This is a genomic window from Streptomyces sp. MBT53 (assembly GCF_016654115.1).
Taxonomy (GTDB): Bacteria; Actinomycetota; Actinomycetes; order Streptomycetales; family Streptomycetaceae; genus Streptomyces.
In genome coordinates, this window is record NZ_JAEQAZ010000061.1 from 12,192 (window position 1) to 30,274 (window position 18,083).

Consider the following 18,083-nt stretch of genomic DNA (forward strand, 5'->3'; position numbering starts at 1 on the left):
CGTGAGCCGTCGCTCCAGACCATTGTGTTTTGTCCGAACCTGTTCGTAAGCTTTCCACATGGAAGGTATTGAAACGTTTCAATGCCTTCGGGGGAGGGACACCCCTGCTTCCAGCGCTGTGTGCTTACGAAGGGAATCTGAGCCGTGACCGAGGAGAACAGACGCGCGCTGAGCCGCCGACACATGCTCGGCATCATGACGGCCGCGGCGGCCGGGGCCTCGCTCCCGCTTGCCGCCGCGCCCGACGCCGAGGCGGCGAGCACGGCGGCGGCCCGCGGGCACCGTGCCGCACCGGCGGACTTGCAGGTCAACTCGCGGGTCGCCCCCGTGGGAACGGAGACCCCACCGGCGTTCAGCTGGCTGCCTCCGGTGGCCGGGCAATCGGCGTACGAGATCCAGGTCGGTACCGGGCCGGGCAGGGCCGACGTCTGGCGCAGCGGCAAGGTGGCGAGTTCGAACAGCGTCGAGGTGGCCTACCAGGGGGGCCCGCTGCACTCGGGGCGGGCCTACTTCTGGCGGGTGCGGGCCTGGGACGAGAAGGGCGCCGCCGGCCCGTGGAGTGAGCCGGCGCAGTGGGAGACCGGCCTGCTGAACGGCGAGAAGGACTGGTCCGGCGCGCGATGGATCGGCGGACGCGAGACACAGGACAACGACTGGACGGACCTCGCGGCGACCGTCGTCTTCCGCGGCGGCCCCGACACCGCAGGCGGGCTGGCCCTGCTCCTGCGCGCCGAACCCATCGGCAAGACCTGGGGCGAGGGCCTCAACTGGACCGTCCGGCAGAGCGGCGACGACATGCAGCTGGTCATGAGGACCAGCCACTACGCCGGCAACACCTGGGTGGACGACGGCACCTCCGAGCCCAACTGGGGCGTGGACCACTACGACCCGCAGAGCGAGACCAACCCCACCACCGCGGGCACCCGCACTGTCCCGGTCGGCACGGTCGCCCTCCCCGCCTCCACCGGACTGACCAAGGACACCTGGGCCACGCGTGACCACACGGTGGTGGTCGCCGTGACCGGCCTCACCGTGACCACCACCGTGAACGGCGTCGAGGTCGACAGCCGGACCCTCACCGGCGACCAGATCCGCCGTCACGGAAGCTTCGGCTTCGCCGGCGGCACCAGCGCCACCGTCCGCAGCGTCGAGGTGACCGGTACCGGAGCCGCCGACCTCTCCGTCGATCTCACCACGGGCGCGAACCCGTTCGAGAACGGCATCGGCACTCTCGCCGGCCTCACCTTCCCCCCGAAGAACCCGTACATCCCGTCCAAGAACAGCGTGCTGCCCATCGCCAACCCGGCACCCGTCCTGCGCCGGGCGTTCGCCCTTCCCCAAGGCCGCCGCATAGCCAAGGCCCGTCTGCACCTGAGCGCGGCGGGCAACGTCACGTTCACCGTCAACGGCGACCCGATCACCGTCGACGGCGAGCGGGCGACCACGGGCCGGACCAACGTGCCCAGACTGCTCACCGACCAGAGCACCTACGACCGCACGGTCCTCTACGACACCTTCGACGTGACCCAACTGCTCCACGCCGGACGGGAGAACGTCGTCGCCGCGGAACTCGGGCGCGGCTGGTACGGCGTGACGACGCCACAGGAGTGGTACTGGCAGCTCGCCCCCTACGCCGGCCAGCCGCGCCTGCGCGCGAAGCTCGTCGTGACCTACACCGACGGTTCCGCCACCACGCTGATCACGGACAAGGACTGGCTCGGCACGGACGGGCCCACGACGTACGACTCCGTCTACTCGGGCGAGAAGTACGACGCCCGGCGCGCGGAGGAACTGGGGGAGTGGCGCTCGGCCGGCCACCGCACCGGCCGCGAGTGGCGCCCGGCCACCGTGCTGATCCCGCCGGGCAGTTGCTCGGGCCCCTCGCCCAAGTACCACGGCGCGCTGCCCGCCACGACGATCCCCGACGGCTTCAGACCCGCCGTCGTGAGGGCGCACGAGGCGGAGCCGGTGCTGGTCGGCCAGACGCTGCACCCGGTCTCCCTCACCGAGACGGCCCCCGGATCGGGGACCTGGGTCCTGGACTACGGCCAGATCCTCACCGGCCTCGTCCGTCTCCGGCTCACTGGCATACGCCAGGACAAGGAGGGCCTCACCCTGCGCATCCGCGGCGGCAACCGGATCAGCGCGGGCGACGGCACGGCCGCCTCCCCGCTCTCCGTCGAGGAGGAGAACTTCCAGCACGACGCCAACCTCCAGACGCACTACTACACCCTCGGCAAGCGGCCGACGCAGACCTGGGAGCAGCAGTTCAGCCACTTCGGCTTCCGCTACCTGGAAGTGATGAACCTGGAGGCGGTCCTCGGACGGGTCCCCGACCTGAAGCGGGACGCGGACCTGCTGACCGTAGGCGTCGCCCGTACCGGTTTCGCCCGCACCGGCACCTTCACCACGGACAACGCGCTGCTCAACCGCCTTCAGCGCAACCTGGAGTGGGCCGAGCAGAACAACCTCGTCCAGAAGCCCACCGACACCCCGTCCCGTGAGAAGAACGGCTGGACCGGCGACGCCATGGCCAGCTCCGAGTCCGAGTCCCTCACCTGGGACGTCAACGCCGTCCTCACCAACTACCTGCGCCACTTCCCCGACACACAGATCTCCACCGGCCAGCTGCCCATGTTCGTCCCCGTCGCCAAGGGCGGCTACGGCTACGACCACACCCCCGGCTGGAACGCAGCGTGGAAGGCGGTGCCCGCCTGGGACTCGGCCTACTTCGTCATCCCGAGGGAGCTGTACACGTACTACGGCAACAGCAGCCTCTTCGCCGAGCTGTACGACCACCAGGACACGCTCCTGACGTACTACGAGACGCTGTTCACCGCCGCCAACGACTACAAGTTCGAGGCCTCGCTCGGCGCCTACTCGGGTGCCGAGGCCCCCGGTAGCAACGCCGTCATCAGCCTCGCCTTCTACATCCACTTCTGCGACTACATGGACGAGGTGGGCCGCAGGCTCGGCCGCACCGAACGCGCCACGTACTACGCGAAGTTGGCGCGCACACTCCGCAAGGCGTTCATCGCCAACTACTGGGACCCGTCGCTGGGTTGCTTCACCCAGGGCAGCATCTCCAGCGAGAACGCGCTGGCCATAGCCTTCGACCTGGTCCCCGGTTCGGACCTGGACCTGGACGACCCCCGCCGCCTTGCGGGAGCGAAGACGCTCGCCGAGAACAAGAAGGCCCTCGCCAAGCTGCTCGCCGACCGCATCGTGGCGGCGAACCAGCACATCCAGAACGACATGTACGGCTCGCGCTACGAGTTCAACATCCTCAGCGAGTACGGCTACACGGACGTGGCGTTGAAGGCGGTCACCCAGACCGGCATTCCCGGCTACGTCTACCAGATAGCCAAGGGCGCCACCTCGCTGTGGGAACAGTGGACCGACCGGCTCTCGGTCGACCACCACTACCGCTCCAACGTGGCCACCTGGTTCTACCAGAGCCTGGCCGGCATCCAGCCGACCGCGACCGCCTACGAGACGTTGCGCATCCGCCCGTACATCCCCACGGCCACGGTCAACAGCCGGGTCCCGGCAGACGTACAGGACACCGATCTGGCCCCGGCGACGCTCGACCATGTCAGTGCCTCGATCGACACCGTGCGCGGCAAGGTGTCCTCACAGTGGTACCGCCGCCCGGACGGCAGGATCGACCTGACGGTCACCGTCCCGTACAACACCGGGGCCGAGATATGGGTCCCCACACAGGGCAAGCCCGTCAGCGCGCCCGGGGGCACCGCCTTCGTCCGTGACGACACCTCGGGCGGCGCGCCCTACAAGGTCTACCGGGTCCGGGCGGGCTCGTACCGTTTCAACGCCGTGTGAGTTGTCTGCGGACCGCCGCACCGTGCCGAGTCGTCACCTCGGCACGGTGCGGCTCCACGCGGTGGGAGCCGCCTCCCTGAGGACAGCCGACTTCTCGGAGTCCACGGCCGTACGGCGAATCGAGGGCGGGAAGGACAGGACACGGTCCGAACGCATCCGGCCCACAGCTCAACAGGCAGGCCCGCGAGCAGAAAGGCCGGCTCCGACCGAATCAGCCCTGCCGCCGAACCGGACATGACGGTCGCGTATCGCCTCGTACACGCGGACAGAGAGGATCAGGCCGGGCCCACGCCAGTATTGGCGGGTCGGCCAGGGTGGGGCGGCGTCAGCTCCGTGGCGTGACCGCCGGAGGCACGCGGCAGGGTGAGCACGGTCAGTCGTGTGCGCTCAGTGGTCTCGGGTCGAGTCTGACGACCTGCCTGTTGAGTTCCCGGGGGAGCCTGGCGGGGAGCGTCTCGTGACGCGGGGCTCTGGCGGTCACGGCGGGTCACGGCCAGGGTGACGGGGGCGTGCACGGGACGGCGTACGAGGTGGTCGGGCAGCTCCGGTGATGCCGGGTCGTCGAGGTCAGGAGCGGTTCGCCTGCCGGCCGACCGTTGGCAGCCATGTGTCGATGACGGCCGCGAGTTCTTCCTGGCCGTCGAAGACGTGACCGTTCATGCCGGCGGCCTGCGCCGCGCGGACGTTCTCCTCGCGGTCGTCGACGAAGAGGAAGTCGGCGGGTGCGGCGTGCAGAGCGATGACGCAGTGCCGGAAGGCGGCCGGGTCGGGCTTGGCGGCACCGATCTTTCCGGAGAAGGCGATGTCGTCGAGGTCGTGCAGCCAGGGCTGGGCGGCGAGGAAGGCGTCCGCGTGGTCCGCGGGGATGTTGGACAGCAGGGCGACCCGGGCGCGCTCCCGCAGGGTCTGGACGTAGGTGACCATGCTGTTGTCGACGCGCGACCAGCTGTCGATGTCGGTGAGCCGCAGCTCTTCGATCGTGTCGGCGTCGGCGTCGCGGAACAGCGTGTGCAGTACGTCCGTCCAGTACACGGACGCGGTGTGCCGGCCGGCGTCGTAGGGGGGCCGGTGGGCCCAGTAGGCCGCGCTGAAGGCGTCGGGGGAGGTGCCGCAGAGGGCGGCCATCTTCTCCAGGGCGCCCGGGTGTTGGTGGCGGGCGATGACCCCGAAGAGGTCGAAGAGCACGACGGGGCGGCGGTCGGTGGGCATGGGGATCCTTTCCTCAGGGTCCGGGAGTGTTCGGTTCAGTGCCGGTCGGGCAGGGCGCGGGCGAGTGAGTCGAGTGCGGCCAGCGGGTCGGGGCCCGCCGGGGCGAGGACGACGCTGGTCGCGCCGGCCGCGTGGCGGGCGTCGATCGCCGCGCGGGCCTGGGCGGGGGTCCCGGAGATGCTCATCCCGCGGACCCATTCGGCGGGCATCGTCCGCGCGAAGTGCCGGGCGTCCGTGCTGGCGGCGCGGTGTGCGCGCAGTGCGGCGGCGAAGGGCAGGGGGTCGATGTGCGCGGCCCACTGCGGCTCGCCGACCGATTCCAGGACGGTGCGGACGCGGTCCAGGGCGGCTTCCTCGTCGTCGTCCACGGCGGCGGCGTCGTAGACGACGATCTCCGGAGAGTTCGCGGCGGCGGCGCCCAGGTTGCGCAGGGAGGCGGTGATGTAGCCGGGTGCGGCGGGCTCGGCCAGCAGGAGTCCGTCGGCCACCTCGCCCGCGACCGCCTGTGACTTGGGGCCGCGGACACCCAGGACCACCGGGGGGACGATCTCCGGGACCTCGGTGATGATCACGCCTTCGCAGCGTACGTACCGGCCGTTCGCCGGGCCCGGCTTACCGGCGACGAGCAGACGCAGCGCTGCCGCGTACTCCTTGATCAGCGTCAGGGGGCTGGCGGGCCAGGACCCGGCCTGGCGCATCCAGCCGGGCATGCCGTGGCCGACGCCCGCGATGAGCCGGCCGGGGTGGAGCTGGGCGAGGGTGGCCAGTTCCATCGCGGCGAAGCACACGTTGCGGGCGCCGGCGGGCATGATCCCGATCCCGACGGTGAGGCTCGTGGTGGAGGCCAGCACGGTGGCGGCCTGGGCGACACCACCGCGCCAGCCGAGATCCTCGACCACCCAGACCTGGTCGAACCCCAGCTCCTCGGCGCGCCGGACGTAGGGCAGCACCTCGCCGACGGGGAGATCGAGCGGCAGCATGACACCGACGCGGCCCTGGGCGGGCAGTGCGGGGGACTCGGACATCGGGGGCTCCTTCGGTCGGCTGGGGGCTTGCCTCCCCGGCCCTGGTGACCGGGGGAGAGGTGAGCTTGCACGGCACGGTTGTCAGGGACCGTGCCGCACAAGCGGTCAGTGGCTGCTGTCGGCCATCTCGCGCCGGAGGACGCGGTCGGGGGTGGTGCGCAGGACTCCGGCGCCCACGGCGGTGGTCACACACAGCAGGATCAGCAGGACGAAGGCGTGGCTGAGGGCGACGACATGGGTCAGCCAGCCGATCACGGCGGGACCGGCGAGCATGCCGACGTAGCCGAGTCCGGCGACGCGGGAGACGTTGGCCCCGGCGGCGGACGGGTCGGCGTGCCCGGCCGCGCTGAACAGCTGCGGGACACTGCCGGACAGGCCCAGGCCGAACAGCGCCCAGCCGGCGAACACGGCCCACATCCAGGGGCTGACGGTCACGAGGGTGATGCCGACGGCGGCCAGGGCCGCGCCGTGGCGCAGGATCGCCAGGGACCCGAACCGGGTGGCGAAGCGGTCGGCGAGCAGTCGGCCGACGGTCATGGCCGCGGCGAAGGTGCCGTATGCGAAGGCCGCCGTGCCGGCGGACGCGCCCATGACGTCCTTCAGGTGCAGGGCGCTCCAGTCGTTGGCGGCGCCCTCGCAGAGCATCACCATCAGCGCCAGGACGGCCAGCACCCAGACCCGGCGCGTGGCGCGGTCGTGCTCTCCGACCGGTGACGTACCGGTCTTCTTTGTGGGGCCGGGGCTCTCCTGGGTGGGAGCGGCGGAAGGGGCCGGGGCGGCGGGCAGCAGGGCGCGTGCCGAGGCCAGGGCGATCACCACGCCCACGGCTCCCACGGCGGCCATGGCCACGGCCGGGTGCAGGCCGGCGCTCGCCGCGCCCGCTCCGGCGAGCGCGGCGAGGACACCGCCGACGGAGAACGTGGCGTGGAAGCCGGACATGACGGGGCGACCGTAGGCCTTCTCCACGTGCACGGCGTGGGCGTTCATGCTCACGTCCAGGCAGCCGTTGCAGAGCCCGAAGACCAGTAGCGCGGCGGCCAGCGTCCACGGATCGTGGGCGAGGCCGGGCAGGAACAGGGTCGCGCCGCAGAGCACGCCGCCGACGGGTACCACGGTGCGGGTGCCGAGGCGGTCGGTCAGGGGACCCGCCACCTGCATGCCTACGAAGGCCCCGAGGCCGAGCACCACCAGCAGGCCGCCGAGCGTGGCGTGGCTGATGCCCACGCGTTCCTCGATCGCGGGGATGTGCACCACCCAGGTGCCCAGCAAGGTGCCGTACAGGACGAAGTAGACGTAGGTCGCCACGCGGGCGGCTCGCAGGGGACTTTCCATACCGGCCACCATAACGAACATTTCTACTGTTCGAAAGTCGAAGTAACGAACAGAGTTGTTGTTCATTTCCTGTTGGTGTTCAATCGCGGTATGAGTAACGCAGACCGGCACGGGGTGATCGCGAAGGCAGTCCGGGACTCCGGGGGTGCCACGGTCCAGGAACTCGCGGAGCTGACCGGGGCCTCGGAGATGACCATCCGGCGCGACCTCGACGCACTCGCCACCCAGGGCGTCCTCGAACGTGTCCGCGGCGGGGCACGCACCCTGCTGCTCCGGGGCGAGGAACCCCCGTTCGCGCTGCGCGCACGCGAGGCAGTCGACGCCAAACGCCGGATCGCCGCCGAGGTCTCCGCACTGATCGCTGACGGCGAGAGCGTCCTGCTGGACAGCGGCACCACCTGCCTGGAGGTCGCCCGCCTCCTGCGCGAGCGGCCCGTCACCGTGATGCCTCTCTCCCTTCAGGCCATTCACCTGTTCGCCGCGACGCCCGGCCCGGCCACACTGGTCGTGCCCGGCGGACAGCCCCGCGCGGCCGAAGGAGCCCTCACCGGCCCCCTCGCCCTCGCCTCCCTGGCCGCCCTGCGGTTCGACACCGCCGTCATCGGCTGCTGCGGGCTCACCGCGGCCGACGGCCTGACCGCCTACGACCTCGACGACGCCTCGGTGAAGAAGGCGGGCATCGCCTCCTCCCGCCGGGTCGTCGCCGCGGCCGACGGCAGCAAACTCGGCCACACCGCCTACGCCTACGTGGGCCCCGCCGTCCTCCTGCACACCCTCGTGACCGACTCCACCGCGGCGGCCGAGGAGGTCACCGCGCTCGAAGACGGTGGCACGGTCGTCCGTACGGTCTGACAGACCGGCTCGGTACCGGCGTCCACCGGCGTCACGCTGCCGATGCCCGGATGAGCGAGGCGGCCTTCTCGCCGATCATGATGGCGGGGGCGTTCGTGTTCCCGGTGACGAGGGTCGGCATGATCGACGTGTCCGCCACCCGGACGTTCTCCAGCCCGCGCACGCGCAGTTCATGGTCGACGACCTTGCCCATCATGCAGGTGCCTGACGGGTGGTAGAAGGAGAACGACTGCGTGCGGATGAAGTCGTCGATGTCCTGGTCGTTGTCCGACAGGGGGGCGAGTCCGGCGTCGGCGGCCCCGCGCAGGTCGGACTGCAGCAGGGACGTCAGCCGCTGCTCACGGGCGATGCGCATGCACAGCCGGACGCCCTCGCGCAGCCGTCGGCGGTCGTCGGGGTCGGCGAGGTAGTTGTGGAAGATGCGCGGCTTGGCGTACGGGTGGGAGTGCCGCAGCCGTACCGAACCGCGGCTCGCGGGCCGTGCGACATAGGGACCGAACGACATTCCGGGTTCGAGGGGTGCGGCGAGACCCTCGTCGCGGACGATGCCCAGCGCGGCGTGGACCTGGATGTCCGGGGCGGGGACGTCGTCGCTGGAGCTGAAGAATCCGCCGACCTCGTTCCAGGCCATCGGGCCGGTGCCCCGCTCGCGCAGGAGCCGTTCCTCCGCCGACGTGTCCGGTCCCAGGAGCGGTTCGGTGTCGCTGAAGAAGCTGATGAAGCACCCGGTGTGGTCCTGCATGTTCCGGCCGACGTCAGGCAGGTCGTGCAGCGGCGTGATCCCTCCGGCGGTGAGTTCGTCGGCCGGTCCGACGCCGGACTGGAGGAGCAGATGGGGCGAGTTGTAGGCCCCGAGGGACAGCACGATCTCACGGTCGACATGGATCGTCCGGACGGTTCCGAGGTGGTCGACCTCCAGGCCGGCGGCCCGCGAGCCCTCGAAGCTCAGGCGCAGCGCGGTCGTCGAGGGCAGCACGGTGAGGTTCGGACGGCCCGCGGCCGGCTCCAGGAACGCGATCGCGCTGCTGCACCGCAGGCCGCCCCGCTGGGTGACCTGGTGATAGCCCACGCCCTCCTGCTCGGATCCGTTGAAGTCCGGGTTGTGCTTGTGGCCGGCGTCCTGGGCGGCCTCGACCCATGCCGTCAGCAGCGGATGGACGGAGCGGGGGTCGCTGACGGTGAGGGGGCCGCCGACGCCGTGGAAATCATCGGCTCCGCGCTCGTTGTCCTCGGACCTCTTGAAGAAGGGCAGGACATCGTCGTACCCCCAGCCCGGGTTTCCGAGCCGCTCCCAGGTGTCGTAGTCGTAGCGGTGCCCCCGGACGTACAGCATCGTGTTCATCGAGCTGGTGCCGCCGATCACCCGGCCGCGAGGCAGGTAGGCGCGGCGCCCCCCGAGTCCCGGCTCGGGTTCCGACCCGAAGTCCCAGTCGAACTGTGTCTTGAGCTGCTCCGAGAACAGGGCGGGGATCTCGAAGAGCCGGCCCCGGGCCGGCGGCCCCGCCTCGATCAGCGCGACCGTGACATCCGGATCCTCGGACAGCCGGGCCGCCACCGCACAGCCGGCCGAGCCCGCTCCGACGACGATGTAGTCATACGATTCCCTGCCCATTGCGCCTCCGTGGAACTCCGGTCGCCCTGATCGGGCGCGTGGTGCTTCCTGGAGAGGCTAGGGACGCCGTACACGCTCAGAACATGCACGAGGTGAGCAACCCAGGCGGCAGTCATTACCCGTTTCGTGCATGTGATGCGTCGGTGCCGCTGCCTAGGCTCGCCTGGAACCGCCACGGCGAGGAGTACCACTTCTCGCCTCCCGTACCCCAGAGCCCAAGGGATTCCGCCTCATGTCCGACCCGGTCCGTCAGGATTACACGCCCCCGGAGCTTCGGCCCGAGGCCCTCGTCGCACCCGGCACCGCCGACGAGATCAGCACCGATGTCCTGGTCATCGGCTCCGGCATGGGCGGATCCACGCTGGCCTGGGCACTGAAGGACTCCGGTCTCGATGTGCTCGTCGTGGAGCGGGGCCGCTTCCTTCCCCGTGAACCCGAGAACTCGCAGCCCGCCGAGATGTATCTCAAGGGCCGCTACAAGAACGCCGGCTACTGGTACGACGGTGGCAACGGCAAGCCGTTCGCGCCCGGCGTCTACTACTGGGTAGGGGGCAACACCCGTTTCTACGGCGCCATGCTGCCCCGCTTCCGGCGCAGTGACTTCACCGAGGTGCAGCACCACGAGGGCGTCTCGCACGCCTGGCCCTTCGGTTACGACGACCTGGAGCCCTTCTACACCGCCATGGAGGATCTGCTCCAGGTGCACGGGCGGACCGGCGAGGACCCGACCGAGCCGCCCCGCTCCAAGCCCTACCCGTATCCGGCGCTCCAGCACGAGCCGGAGATCGAGCGGTTCGCCGGGTCGCTGCGCAGGCAGGGCCTGCACCCGTTCCACACACCGAACGCCCTGAACATCGAGACGCAGGCCGACCGCGCCGCCGTGACGACGGCCGACGGCTGTCCGGACGAGACGGGAATGAAGTCCGACGCCGAGAACCGGCTCCTTCTCCCCGCCCTGCACGACGGCGTGCGAATCCTCACAGGTGCGGAGATCACCCGTCTGATCACCTCGCCAGACGGCCGGAAGATCGTCGCCGCCGAGGCACGACACGAGGGCCGTGTCCTGCGTATCAACGCCAAGTCCTTCGCCCTCGCCGGAGGAGCCGTCAACTCGGCCGCGCTGCTGCTCCGTTCGGCCGACGAGACACACCCTCGGGGACTCGCCAACTCCTCAGGGCTGCTCGGCCGCAACTACATGGTGCACAACAGCACGTTCTTCGTCGGGGTGAACCCCCTGCGGACCAACCCCACGAAGTGGCAGAAGACGCTAGGTCTGAACGACTTCTACGAGGCCGGACCGGGCACGCGCTTCCCGCTCGGGAACCTCCAGATGCTGGGCAAGCTGCAGGCCCCCATGCTCAAGCCCGCCCGTTCATGGGCACCGACCTGGGCTCTGAAGTTCATGGCGGCCAGAAGCCTCGACATCTACCTGACGACCGAGGACCTCCCGTCCCGGGACAACCGGGTGCGCGTGGACGGCGACCGCATCCTCATCGACTGGACACCGAACAACCTCGCGCCCCACCACGAACTGGTGCGCCGAGTGACCCGGGCGGTCCGCAAGGCCGGCTACCCGCTGATCTTCACCCAGCGCATGGGCATCGAGACCAACTCCCACATGTGCGGAACGGCTGTGGCAGGTCACGACCCGGCGGAGAGCGTGCTCGATCCGCTGTGCCGCAGCCATGACATCGACAACCTCTGGGTGAGCGACGCGTCGTTCTTCCCGTCCTCCGCGGCGCTCAACCCGGCCCTGACGATCGGGGCGAACGCCCTGCGCATCGCCCCGTCCCTCGCCAGGGCGACGAAGGGCTGACGACAGGGCGGTCCAGGGTGCAACGTCACTCCCTGACATGATCTCCGGTACGGGAGCGATGGACGACTACCTCTCCGCGGCATCGGACGAGTCGGCCGCCGCAACCATCGACCTGCCCGGCGGGCCGGGGGCGCAGCTGCCCATGGCCGTCCCGGAGATCGGGCGGCTTCCCGGGCGCGACGGCCTTCGTGAACTCCTCAGGCCGCGGCTCCGGCTGGCCGAGACGGGGTTCCACGTCGTGGCCACCAAGGGGTTCGGGGATCGTGACCGGGGTCGACTTCGACGAGTTCCCGGCACGGCCCCGGACCTCCCACGTCGTGGCGAACGCGACGGAGTCGAGCGTCTCGTGCTCACCATCGGCTATGAGTTGCAAGGCGTCCTTGCGAGGTTGGAAGCCGCCGAGTCCACTGCGGCGGCGCGACGTCGGGTCAAGGAGCAGGGGTCTGGCGACACCGACGTACTCGGGGGGCCTGCTGCGTGAGTCGGCGGAACTCGCGCGAGCGGCTCAGCGACGCGACGAGCGGCCGTACTGCTGGACCCGGTGCGATGAGGAGTCGGCCCTCGCGGACCTGCCATTCGGCTGCCCCGTCAACTTCGTGACTCACCAGGAACAGACCTTGGACGAGGTCTCCGTCGTCGTCGGAGGCGGGGATCCGAGCGATCTCTCGGATCTGTTCGGTGAACCATGGTGGCGAGTTGAGTCTCGTCGCACTCCGGCCACCCTCTGATCGACAAGGGTGGTTGCTCTCGTCGGTCCAGCGGCGGCGATGTCGATACCGAAGGTGCGGGCGAGGACCGGGGTGGGCAGCTCGTTGGCGAACTGGAGCAGCGCCGTCGAGCGGGTCTCCGTGAGCCGGATGTCGAGCGGTTCGGCAGCGTACCGGTCAACGGCCCGGACGACCAGGAAGTTTCTCGGCGTCACATCGCAGGTCAGGTCCGCCGCAGCGTCGGCTTGCGCAGCAGATCATGCCCGCGCACGGCCAGTTGCAGCCGCTGCTGGTTGCTGACCCGCGTGAGGTCGAGGCCGAGGATCTCCGAGAGCTTGTCGAGGCGGTGGTACAGGGTGCGCCGCTGGATGAAGAGCTCCTCCGCCGCCCGCGCCTTGTTGCCACCGCAGTCGAGGAAGGTACGCAGGGTGGGCAGCAACGGATTCTTCACCAGTGCGTCGTGCTCCAGGAGCGGACCGAGTTCGTCCTCGACGTAGCGCCTGAGCTCGGGACCCTCGGAGAGCGCGACGAGGAGGCGCAGAGCGCCCAGATCGTCGAAATGCCGCACTTCCGAGGTCGAGGCCGCCGCGGCGACGGACGCCGCGCTGCGGCTCTGGCGCAGCGCCAGAGGAAGTGCCGCCGGTTCCACGATGCGGCTGATACCGGCCCGCACCCCGTGATCGGCCAACAGAGTCCGGACGTGGGTGGCGTCGGCGCGGGTGGGCAGCCCCACGACGGCCATGTCGAAGTCTCCGGTGTCGCCCACGACGGCCGGCCGGCCGGCGTCCTGCAGAAGGCGGGCGAGGAGGTGGTCCTTGGTGGGCTCCTCCTCGCCCGCCCAGGCCGTGACGACGATCAGGTCCCGCCCGCGCAGATCCTGGCCGAGCGCCAGACCGAGGGTCACGAACCGCTCACCCGTGATGTCGCCGAGCAGCAGCCGGTTGAGCAGTGCCGTCTGGCGCTGGGAGGCGCGGGCGCCGCTCTCCCGCTCGCTCAGCAGCGAGATCGCGATGGCCGCGGCGGCCCGCTCCAGCGTGCGCAGTTCGGGAGGGCTCGGCTGCTTCCCTCCGTGCAGCAGGTGGAGCCAGCCCCATGACTCTCCGCGGAGCACCACGGGCTGGCGGGCACACGGTGCGACCTCGCGAAACGATGCCGCCGAGGCGGTCGGAACCTCGGGGCCCTGCGCCAGGAGCGAGGGGTGACGTTCGTGGATCGCCCGGGAGTGCGCGCTCCACTCGTCCACGACCCGGTCGGCCTCCGGCGTCGCGCCGCCGTACGCCAGCATCTGATGGGCGACGTCCTCCAGCACCACGGGGTGCCCGGTGCGCCGGGCCAGCTCCCTGACCACCCCTACGTAGTCCTCGTCCGCCAGGAGCAGGTCCATGAACGCCTGGCTGGTGGCCTCCTCGGCGATCAGCTGCTTGACGCGCATCCCGACCAGCACCTCGTGGACCTGGGCCGAGGTCTCGACGAAGGGGATCTCGTCGGCGAGTCCCACCAGGGGCAGGCCGACGGCCTCCGCCTCCTCGATCACCGCCTCCGGCATGGAGTCGAACACGCGCCCGGCCAGTTCGATGACGAGGACCGCCGCGCGGGCGTCCGCGAGCCGTCGGATGAAGGCACGCTGCTCGAACTCCGACGCGCCCATGCCGAGGCCGGCCGTCAGCAGCATTTCCTGACCCGTGAGAAAGCGATGGATGTCCGGGATCTCTCCGGTGTGCACCCAGCGCACGGGGCGGTCCAGATTCCGCTCCCCGGCGTACACCCGCACGGTGGTGCGCGAGAACACCTCCAGCTCCAGCGCGGTACGAACCGTCAGGACTTCAGCCATGAGCCACTACCTCGGTATGTGCAGGACCGGCGGCCAATATTGCACAGGTTGTGCCTGTCGTCACACCCCCCGTTTCCCCAGACTTCAGGTCAAGCCCGCAGGCACGACCCCTGCAAGGAGTGCAGAGTGTCAGCTCAACACAAGACCATCAAGGCTCCTGTCGCCGTGAAGACGGCACGGACCAGCCGTCCGGAAATCGTCGAGACCGTCGCGGACGTGATCGCCGACGTACGCGCCAACGGCGACGCCGCCGTGCGCCGCTGGTCGCAGAAGTTCGACAGCTGGAGTCCGGAGTCCTACCGGCTCGGTCCCGACCAGATCGCCTCGGTCGTCTCCTCCGTCCCCGAGACGGTCCTCGACGACCTGCGCTTCGTCCAGAAGCAGGTCCGCGGCTTCGCGCAGGCGCAGCGGGACTCCCTCACCGACTTCGAGGTGGAAACGCTGCCCGGGGTGTTCCTGGGGCAGCGCAACATCCCCATCGGCGCGGCCGGCGCCTATGTGCCCGGCGGCCGTTATCCCCTCACCGCCTCGGCCCACATGACCGTCCTGACGGCCAAGGTCGCCGGTGTCGGACGGGTCGCCGCCACGACCCCGCCGGACCGGGGCGCCCCGCCGCCCGTCAGCATCGCCGCGATGCACCTGGCCGGGGCCGAGGAGATCTACGTCATGGGTGGGGTGCAGGCCGTGGCCGCCCTGGCGCTGGGCACCGAGACGATCGACGCGGTCGACATGCTCGCGGGGCCCGGCAACGCCTACGTGGCGGAGGCCAAGCGCCAGCTCTTCGGCGAGGTCGGCATCGATCTCTTCGCCGGACCGACGGAAGTGCTGATCGTCGCCGACGGCACCGCGGACCCGTTCGTCGTGGCCACGGACCTGCTGTCCCAGGCCGAGCACGGGCCCGACTCCCCGACGGTGCTCATCACGACGTCCGAGGAGGTGGCCACGCGGACCATCGCCTGGGTGGACAAGCTGCTGCCCGGCCTGTCCACCCGAGAGGTCGCCGGCCGTGCCTGGCGCGACCACGGCGAGGTGATCGTGGTCCCCACCCTGGACGAGGCCTACGCGCTCGCCGACGAGTACGCCAGTGAGCACGTCCAGATCCTCACCGCGGAGCCCCGCGAGGCCCTGCACCGGATGCGCAACTACGGCGCCCTGTTCCTCGGGGACAAGACGTGCGTCGCGTACGGCGACAAGGTCATCGGCACCAACCATGTGCTGCCCACCCTGGGCGCGGCCCGCTACACCGGCGGTCTCTGGGTCGGCAAGTACCTCAAGACCGTGACCTACCAGGAGATCAGGGACGCCGGGTCCAGCGCCCGGCTCGGTGAGATCTGCGGCAGGGCCTCGCGCATCGAGAACTTCGAGGGACACGCGCGCTCGGGAGACGTCCGCGCCGCGCGCTACGGATCGGCCCCCCTGGACTGGGCCGACCACACCTTCGAGCAGAGCTGATCCGCGGTGACGGATCGCGATTTATGCCGGACCGCCGAAGCGGCCCGGCAGCCGTTCGACAAGGAGCACGTCCCCCTCGACCCACGGAGATCGTCATGTCAGCCACCGACAACGAGGCGCACGCGGCGCCCCCATCCACCCCCGTAGGCGCGCCGGGCGGGGCCTGGAGCCCCGCCTCCTCGGCCGCGGACGCGGAGATGCTCGCCGTACTCGGCTACGAGCAGAAGTTCGACAGAAAGGTCAGCCTGTGGGCGAACTTCGCCCTGGGCTTCGTGTACCTCTCGCCCCTCGTGGGCGTCGTGTCCCTCTTCGCGGTCGGTCTGGCGACCGCCGGCGGCCCGGCCATCTTCTGGATCGGCATCGTCGGGGCCGGACAGTTCCTCGTCGCCCTGGTCTTCGGGGAGGTCGTCTCGCAGTTCCCCCTCGCCGGCGGCCTCTACCAATGGGTACGACGGCTCTGGAACGGCCGCTACGCCTGGTTCAACGCGTGGACGTACATCTGTTGCATCACCATCGGCATCACCAGCACCGCGCTCTTCAGCTCCGACTTCGTCGCCAGCCTCTTCGCCGGAACCGCCGACCAGCCCGGCATCAGCTCCACCCCCGCCCAGCGCCTGTGGATCGCGATCGGCATGACCGTCGTCTGTCTGATCTGCAACTGCTTCGGCACCAGGACACTGGCCCTGATCTCGAAGATCGGACTCGCCGCGGAACTCATCGGCATCGTTCTCGTCGGCCTCTACCTGCTGGTCTTCGAGCGGCACAACTCCGTCTCGATCTTCTTCCAGACCAGCAGCTCCAACCACGACAGCTACTTCATGGCCTTCATCGCCGCCTCGCTCGTCGGCCTCTTCCTCTTCTACGGCTTCGAGGCGTGCGGCGAGATCGCGGAGGAGGTCCCCAACCCGTCCCGCAGTATCCCGCGGGCCATGCAGCTGACCGTGGCCGTCGGCGGAGCGGCCGCTCTCCTCGCGTTCGTCGGGTACGCCCTCGCGGCTCCGGACCTCGGCTCGATCCTCTCGGGCAAGGACACCAACCCGATCCCCTCGATCCTGCAGAGCTCGCTCGGCATCGTGGGCACGAAGGTGGTGCTCGCCGTCACCATCACGTCCTTCATCGCGGGTGTGATGAGCCAGCAGGCAGCCGCGAGCCGCATCGTCTTCTCCTTCGCCCGCGACGACATGTTCCCGGGCTCCCGCGTCTTCTCGCAGATCACCCGCAGGCACCGGGTCCCCATGAACGCGCTGCTGGCCGTGAACGTCCTGCCGCTGCTGATCTTCGTGTTCGTCTACTACTCGCCCGACTCCCTCACCAAGATCGTGGCGTTCCAGATGCTGGCCGGATACGCGGCGTTCATGATGGTCGTACTGGCCGCGCTGCGCATGCGCCTGAAGGGCTGGCGCCCCGCCGGAGCCTGGAGCCTCGGCCGCTGGGGCTTCGCCGTCAACGTGGCGGCCCTGGTCTACGGCGTGCTCGGGATGGTTCTCCTCGCCTGGCCCACCGGTGACTCCGGAACCCCGTTCGTGGACCGGTGGATCGCGCTCATCGGGTTCCTCGTCGTCTCGGCCGTGGGCCTGGTGTACCTGTTGACCGCGAAGCCCGAGCGCAAGTCCACCGCGCCGGAAGGCGACGCCATGGAGGTGGCCGAGCGCCTGCGCAACCGCGCCGCGGCCCTTGAGAGCACGACCGGAGGGAACCCCGCATGACACGCGTCCTGTATCTGTACGGAGGCTGGCCCGGGCACAAGCCCTACCAGGTGGCCGAGGAATGGGCCCTCCCGATCTTCAAGAACCTCGGGTTCGACGTCGACGAGACCAACGACATCTTCTCACTCGACGCCGACCTCACCGGCTACGACCTCATCGCCCTCAACTGGAACAACGCCCTTCTGTCCGAGGGACTGACCGCGGCGCAGGAGTCGAACCTGCTGGGGGCGGTGGAGAACGGCACCGGGATCGCCGCCTGGCACGGCGCCGCCGCCGCGTTCCGCACCAGCCTCAAGTACCACTGGCTGCTCGGCGGCAGCTTCCTCGAACACCCCGCAGGGGAAGGCGTGAAGTACCCCTACGAGGTCACCGTCACGGACACCGGCCACCCCGTCACCGCCGGGGTGAAGGACTTCCGGGTCGCCTCGGAGCAGTACTACATGTCCGTCGACCCCAACAACCACGTCCTGGCCGAGTCCACCTTCACCGGCGAGCACCTGCCGTGGCTGGAGGGAAAGACCATCCCTCAGGCGTGGACCCGCACCTGGGGACAGGGCCGCGTCTTCTACAGCGCGGTCGGACACGACCTCGACGACCTGCAGAACCCGGACGTCACCCGCCTGTGCACCCAGGGCTTCGCCTGGGCCGCCCGTCGGAACGCCTGACCCCACCGTCCGACCCGAGCTGATCGGAAACCCACC

The 18,083-nt window shown here is 70.0% G+C and carries 12 protein-coding genes; 7 read left to right on the top strand and 5 right to left on the bottom strand.

What is annotated here, in order from left to right; translation table 11 throughout:
• Positions 1–144: 144 nt before the first annotated feature.
• Positions 145–3,840: a family 78 glycoside hydrolase catalytic domain gene (locus JHN45_RS22860; protein WP_307783166.1), complete on the top strand. Its 3,696-nt coding sequence runs from the start codon at positions 145–147 to the stop codon at positions 3,838–3,840.
• 567 nt (positions 3,841–4,407) lie between these two features.
• Here the strand turns inward: JHN45_RS22860 and JHN45_RS22865 are convergent.
• The 3 genes from JHN45_RS22865 to JHN45_RS22875 form a co-directional block, all read right to left on the bottom strand.
• A complete protein-coding gene (locus JHN45_RS22865) occupies positions 4,408–5,049 on the bottom strand; it encodes an HAD family phosphatase (RefSeq protein WP_201050403.1) in 642 nt (213 codons plus the stop codon).
• A gap of 35 nt (positions 5,050–5,084) precedes the next feature.
• On the bottom strand, positions 5,085–6,074 hold the full coding sequence (locus JHN45_RS22870) for an LLM class flavin-dependent oxidoreductase (protein WP_201050405.1): 990 nt from the start codon (positions 6,072–6,074) through the stop codon (positions 5,085–5,087).
• A 105-nt stretch (positions 6,075–6,179) separates the two neighbouring features.
• Complete coding sequence (locus tag JHN45_RS22875; RefSeq protein ID WP_236583968.1) at positions 6,180–7,406, bottom strand: MFS transporter; 1,227 nt, start codon at positions 7,404–7,406, stop codon at positions 6,180–6,182.
• Between the two features lie 90 nt (positions 7,407–7,496).
• Here JHN45_RS22875 and JHN45_RS22880 point away from each other — a divergent pair, with 90 nt between their 5' ends.
• Complete coding sequence (locus tag JHN45_RS22880) at positions 7,497–8,258, top strand: DeoR/GlpR family DNA-binding transcription regulator (RefSeq protein ID WP_201050407.1); 762 nt, start codon at positions 7,497–7,499, stop codon at positions 8,256–8,258.
• Between the two features lie 31 nt (positions 8,259–8,289).
• Here the strand turns inward: JHN45_RS22880 and JHN45_RS22885 are convergent, their stop codons facing one another.
• Complete coding sequence (locus tag JHN45_RS22885) at positions 8,290–9,870, bottom strand: GMC family oxidoreductase (protein ID WP_201050408.1); 1,581 nt, start codon at positions 9,868–9,870, stop codon at positions 8,290–8,292.
• A gap of 232 nt (positions 9,871–10,102) precedes the next feature.
• On the opposite strand from JHN45_RS22885, the gene JHN45_RS22890 reads away from it, so the two are divergent.
• Both JHN45_RS22890 and JHN45_RS22895 read left to right on the top strand, forming a co-directional pair.
• Positions 10,103–11,686 (top strand): GMC oxidoreductase, encoded by a 1,584-nt coding sequence (locus JHN45_RS22890; protein WP_201050409.1) that lies wholly within the window; start codon positions 10,103–10,105, stop codon positions 11,684–11,686.
• A 58-nt stretch (positions 11,687–11,744) separates the two neighbouring features.
• Positions 11,745–12,167, top strand: a complete 423-nt coding sequence (locus tag JHN45_RS22895) for a hypothetical protein (protein ID WP_201050410.1) — start codon at positions 11,745–11,747, stop codon at positions 12,165–12,167.
• Between the two features lie 449 nt (positions 12,168–12,616).
• Here the strand turns inward: JHN45_RS22895 and JHN45_RS22900 are convergent, their stop codons facing one another.
• A complete protein-coding gene (locus JHN45_RS22900) occupies positions 12,617–14,224 on the bottom strand; it encodes a PucR family transcriptional regulator (RefSeq protein ID WP_201050411.1) in 1,608 nt (535 codons plus the stop codon).
• Positions 14,225–14,350: 126 nt separating this feature from the next.
• Here JHN45_RS22900 and hisD point away from each other — a divergent pair, with 126 nt between their 5' ends.
• From hisD to JHN45_RS22915, 3 genes are all read left to right on the top strand, one after another.
• The gene (gene hisD, locus JHN45_RS22905; RefSeq protein ID WP_201050412.1) at positions 14,351–15,676 is read left to right on the top strand and encodes a histidinol dehydrogenase; all 1,326 of its coding nucleotides are present in this window, start codon (positions 14,351–14,353) and stop codon (positions 15,674–15,676) included.
• Between the two features lie 95 nt (positions 15,677–15,771).
• Positions 15,772–17,382, top strand: coding sequence for an APC family permease (locus JHN45_RS22910; RefSeq protein WP_201050413.1), 1,611 nt, complete (start codon positions 15,772–15,774; stop codon positions 17,380–17,382).
• Positions 17,379–18,047 carry a ThuA domain-containing protein gene (locus tag JHN45_RS22915; protein ID WP_201050415.1) on the top strand — a complete coding sequence of 223 codons (669 nt, stop codon included), beginning with the start codon at positions 17,379–17,381 and terminating at the stop codon, positions 18,045–18,047. The genes JHN45_RS22910 and JHN45_RS22915 overlap by 4 nt, the downstream gene beginning before the upstream one ends.
• The last annotated feature ends 36 nt before the right edge of the window (positions 18,048–18,083 follow it).

What these genes read in the sequence shown, in the direction of transcription:
- JHN45_RS22865 (WP_201050403.1), bottom strand. Translation starts at nt 5,049, where the DNA reads ATGCCCACCGACCGCCGCCCCGTCGTGCTCTTCGACCTCTTCGGGGTC.
- JHN45_RS22870 (WP_201050405.1), bottom strand. Translation starts at nt 6,074, where the DNA reads ATGTCCGAGTCCCCCGCACTGCCCGCCCAGGGCCGCGTCGGTGTCATG.
- JHN45_RS22875 (WP_236583968.1), bottom strand. Translation starts at nt 7,406, where the DNA reads ATGGAAAGTCCCCTGCGAGCCGCCCGCGTGGCGACCTACGTCTACTTC.
- JHN45_RS22880 (WP_201050407.1), top strand. Translation starts at nt 7,497, where the DNA reads ATGAGTAACGCAGACCGGCACGGGGTGATCGCGAAGGCAGTCCGGGAC.
- JHN45_RS22885 (WP_201050408.1), bottom strand. Translation starts at nt 9,870, where the DNA reads ATGGGCAGGGAATCGTATGACTACATCGTCGTCGGAGCGGGCTCGGCC.
- JHN45_RS22890 (WP_201050409.1), top strand. Translation starts at nt 10,103, where the DNA reads ATGTCCGACCCGGTCCGTCAGGATTACACGCCCCCGGAGCTTCGGCCC.
- JHN45_RS22895 (WP_201050410.1), top strand. Translation starts at nt 11,745, where the DNA reads ATGGACGACTACCTCTCCGCGGCATCGGACGAGTCGGCCGCCGCAACC.
- JHN45_RS22900 (WP_201050411.1), bottom strand. Translation starts at nt 14,224, where the DNA reads ATGGCTGAAGTCCTGACGGTTCGTACCGCGCTGGAGCTGGAGGTGTTC.
- JHN45_RS22910 (WP_201050413.1), top strand. Translation starts at nt 15,772, where the DNA reads ATGTCAGCCACCGACAACGAGGCGCACGCGGCGCCCCCATCCACCCCC.
- JHN45_RS22915 (WP_201050415.1), top strand. Translation starts at nt 17,379, where the DNA reads ATGACACGCGTCCTGTATCTGTACGGAGGCTGGCCCGGGCACAAGCCC.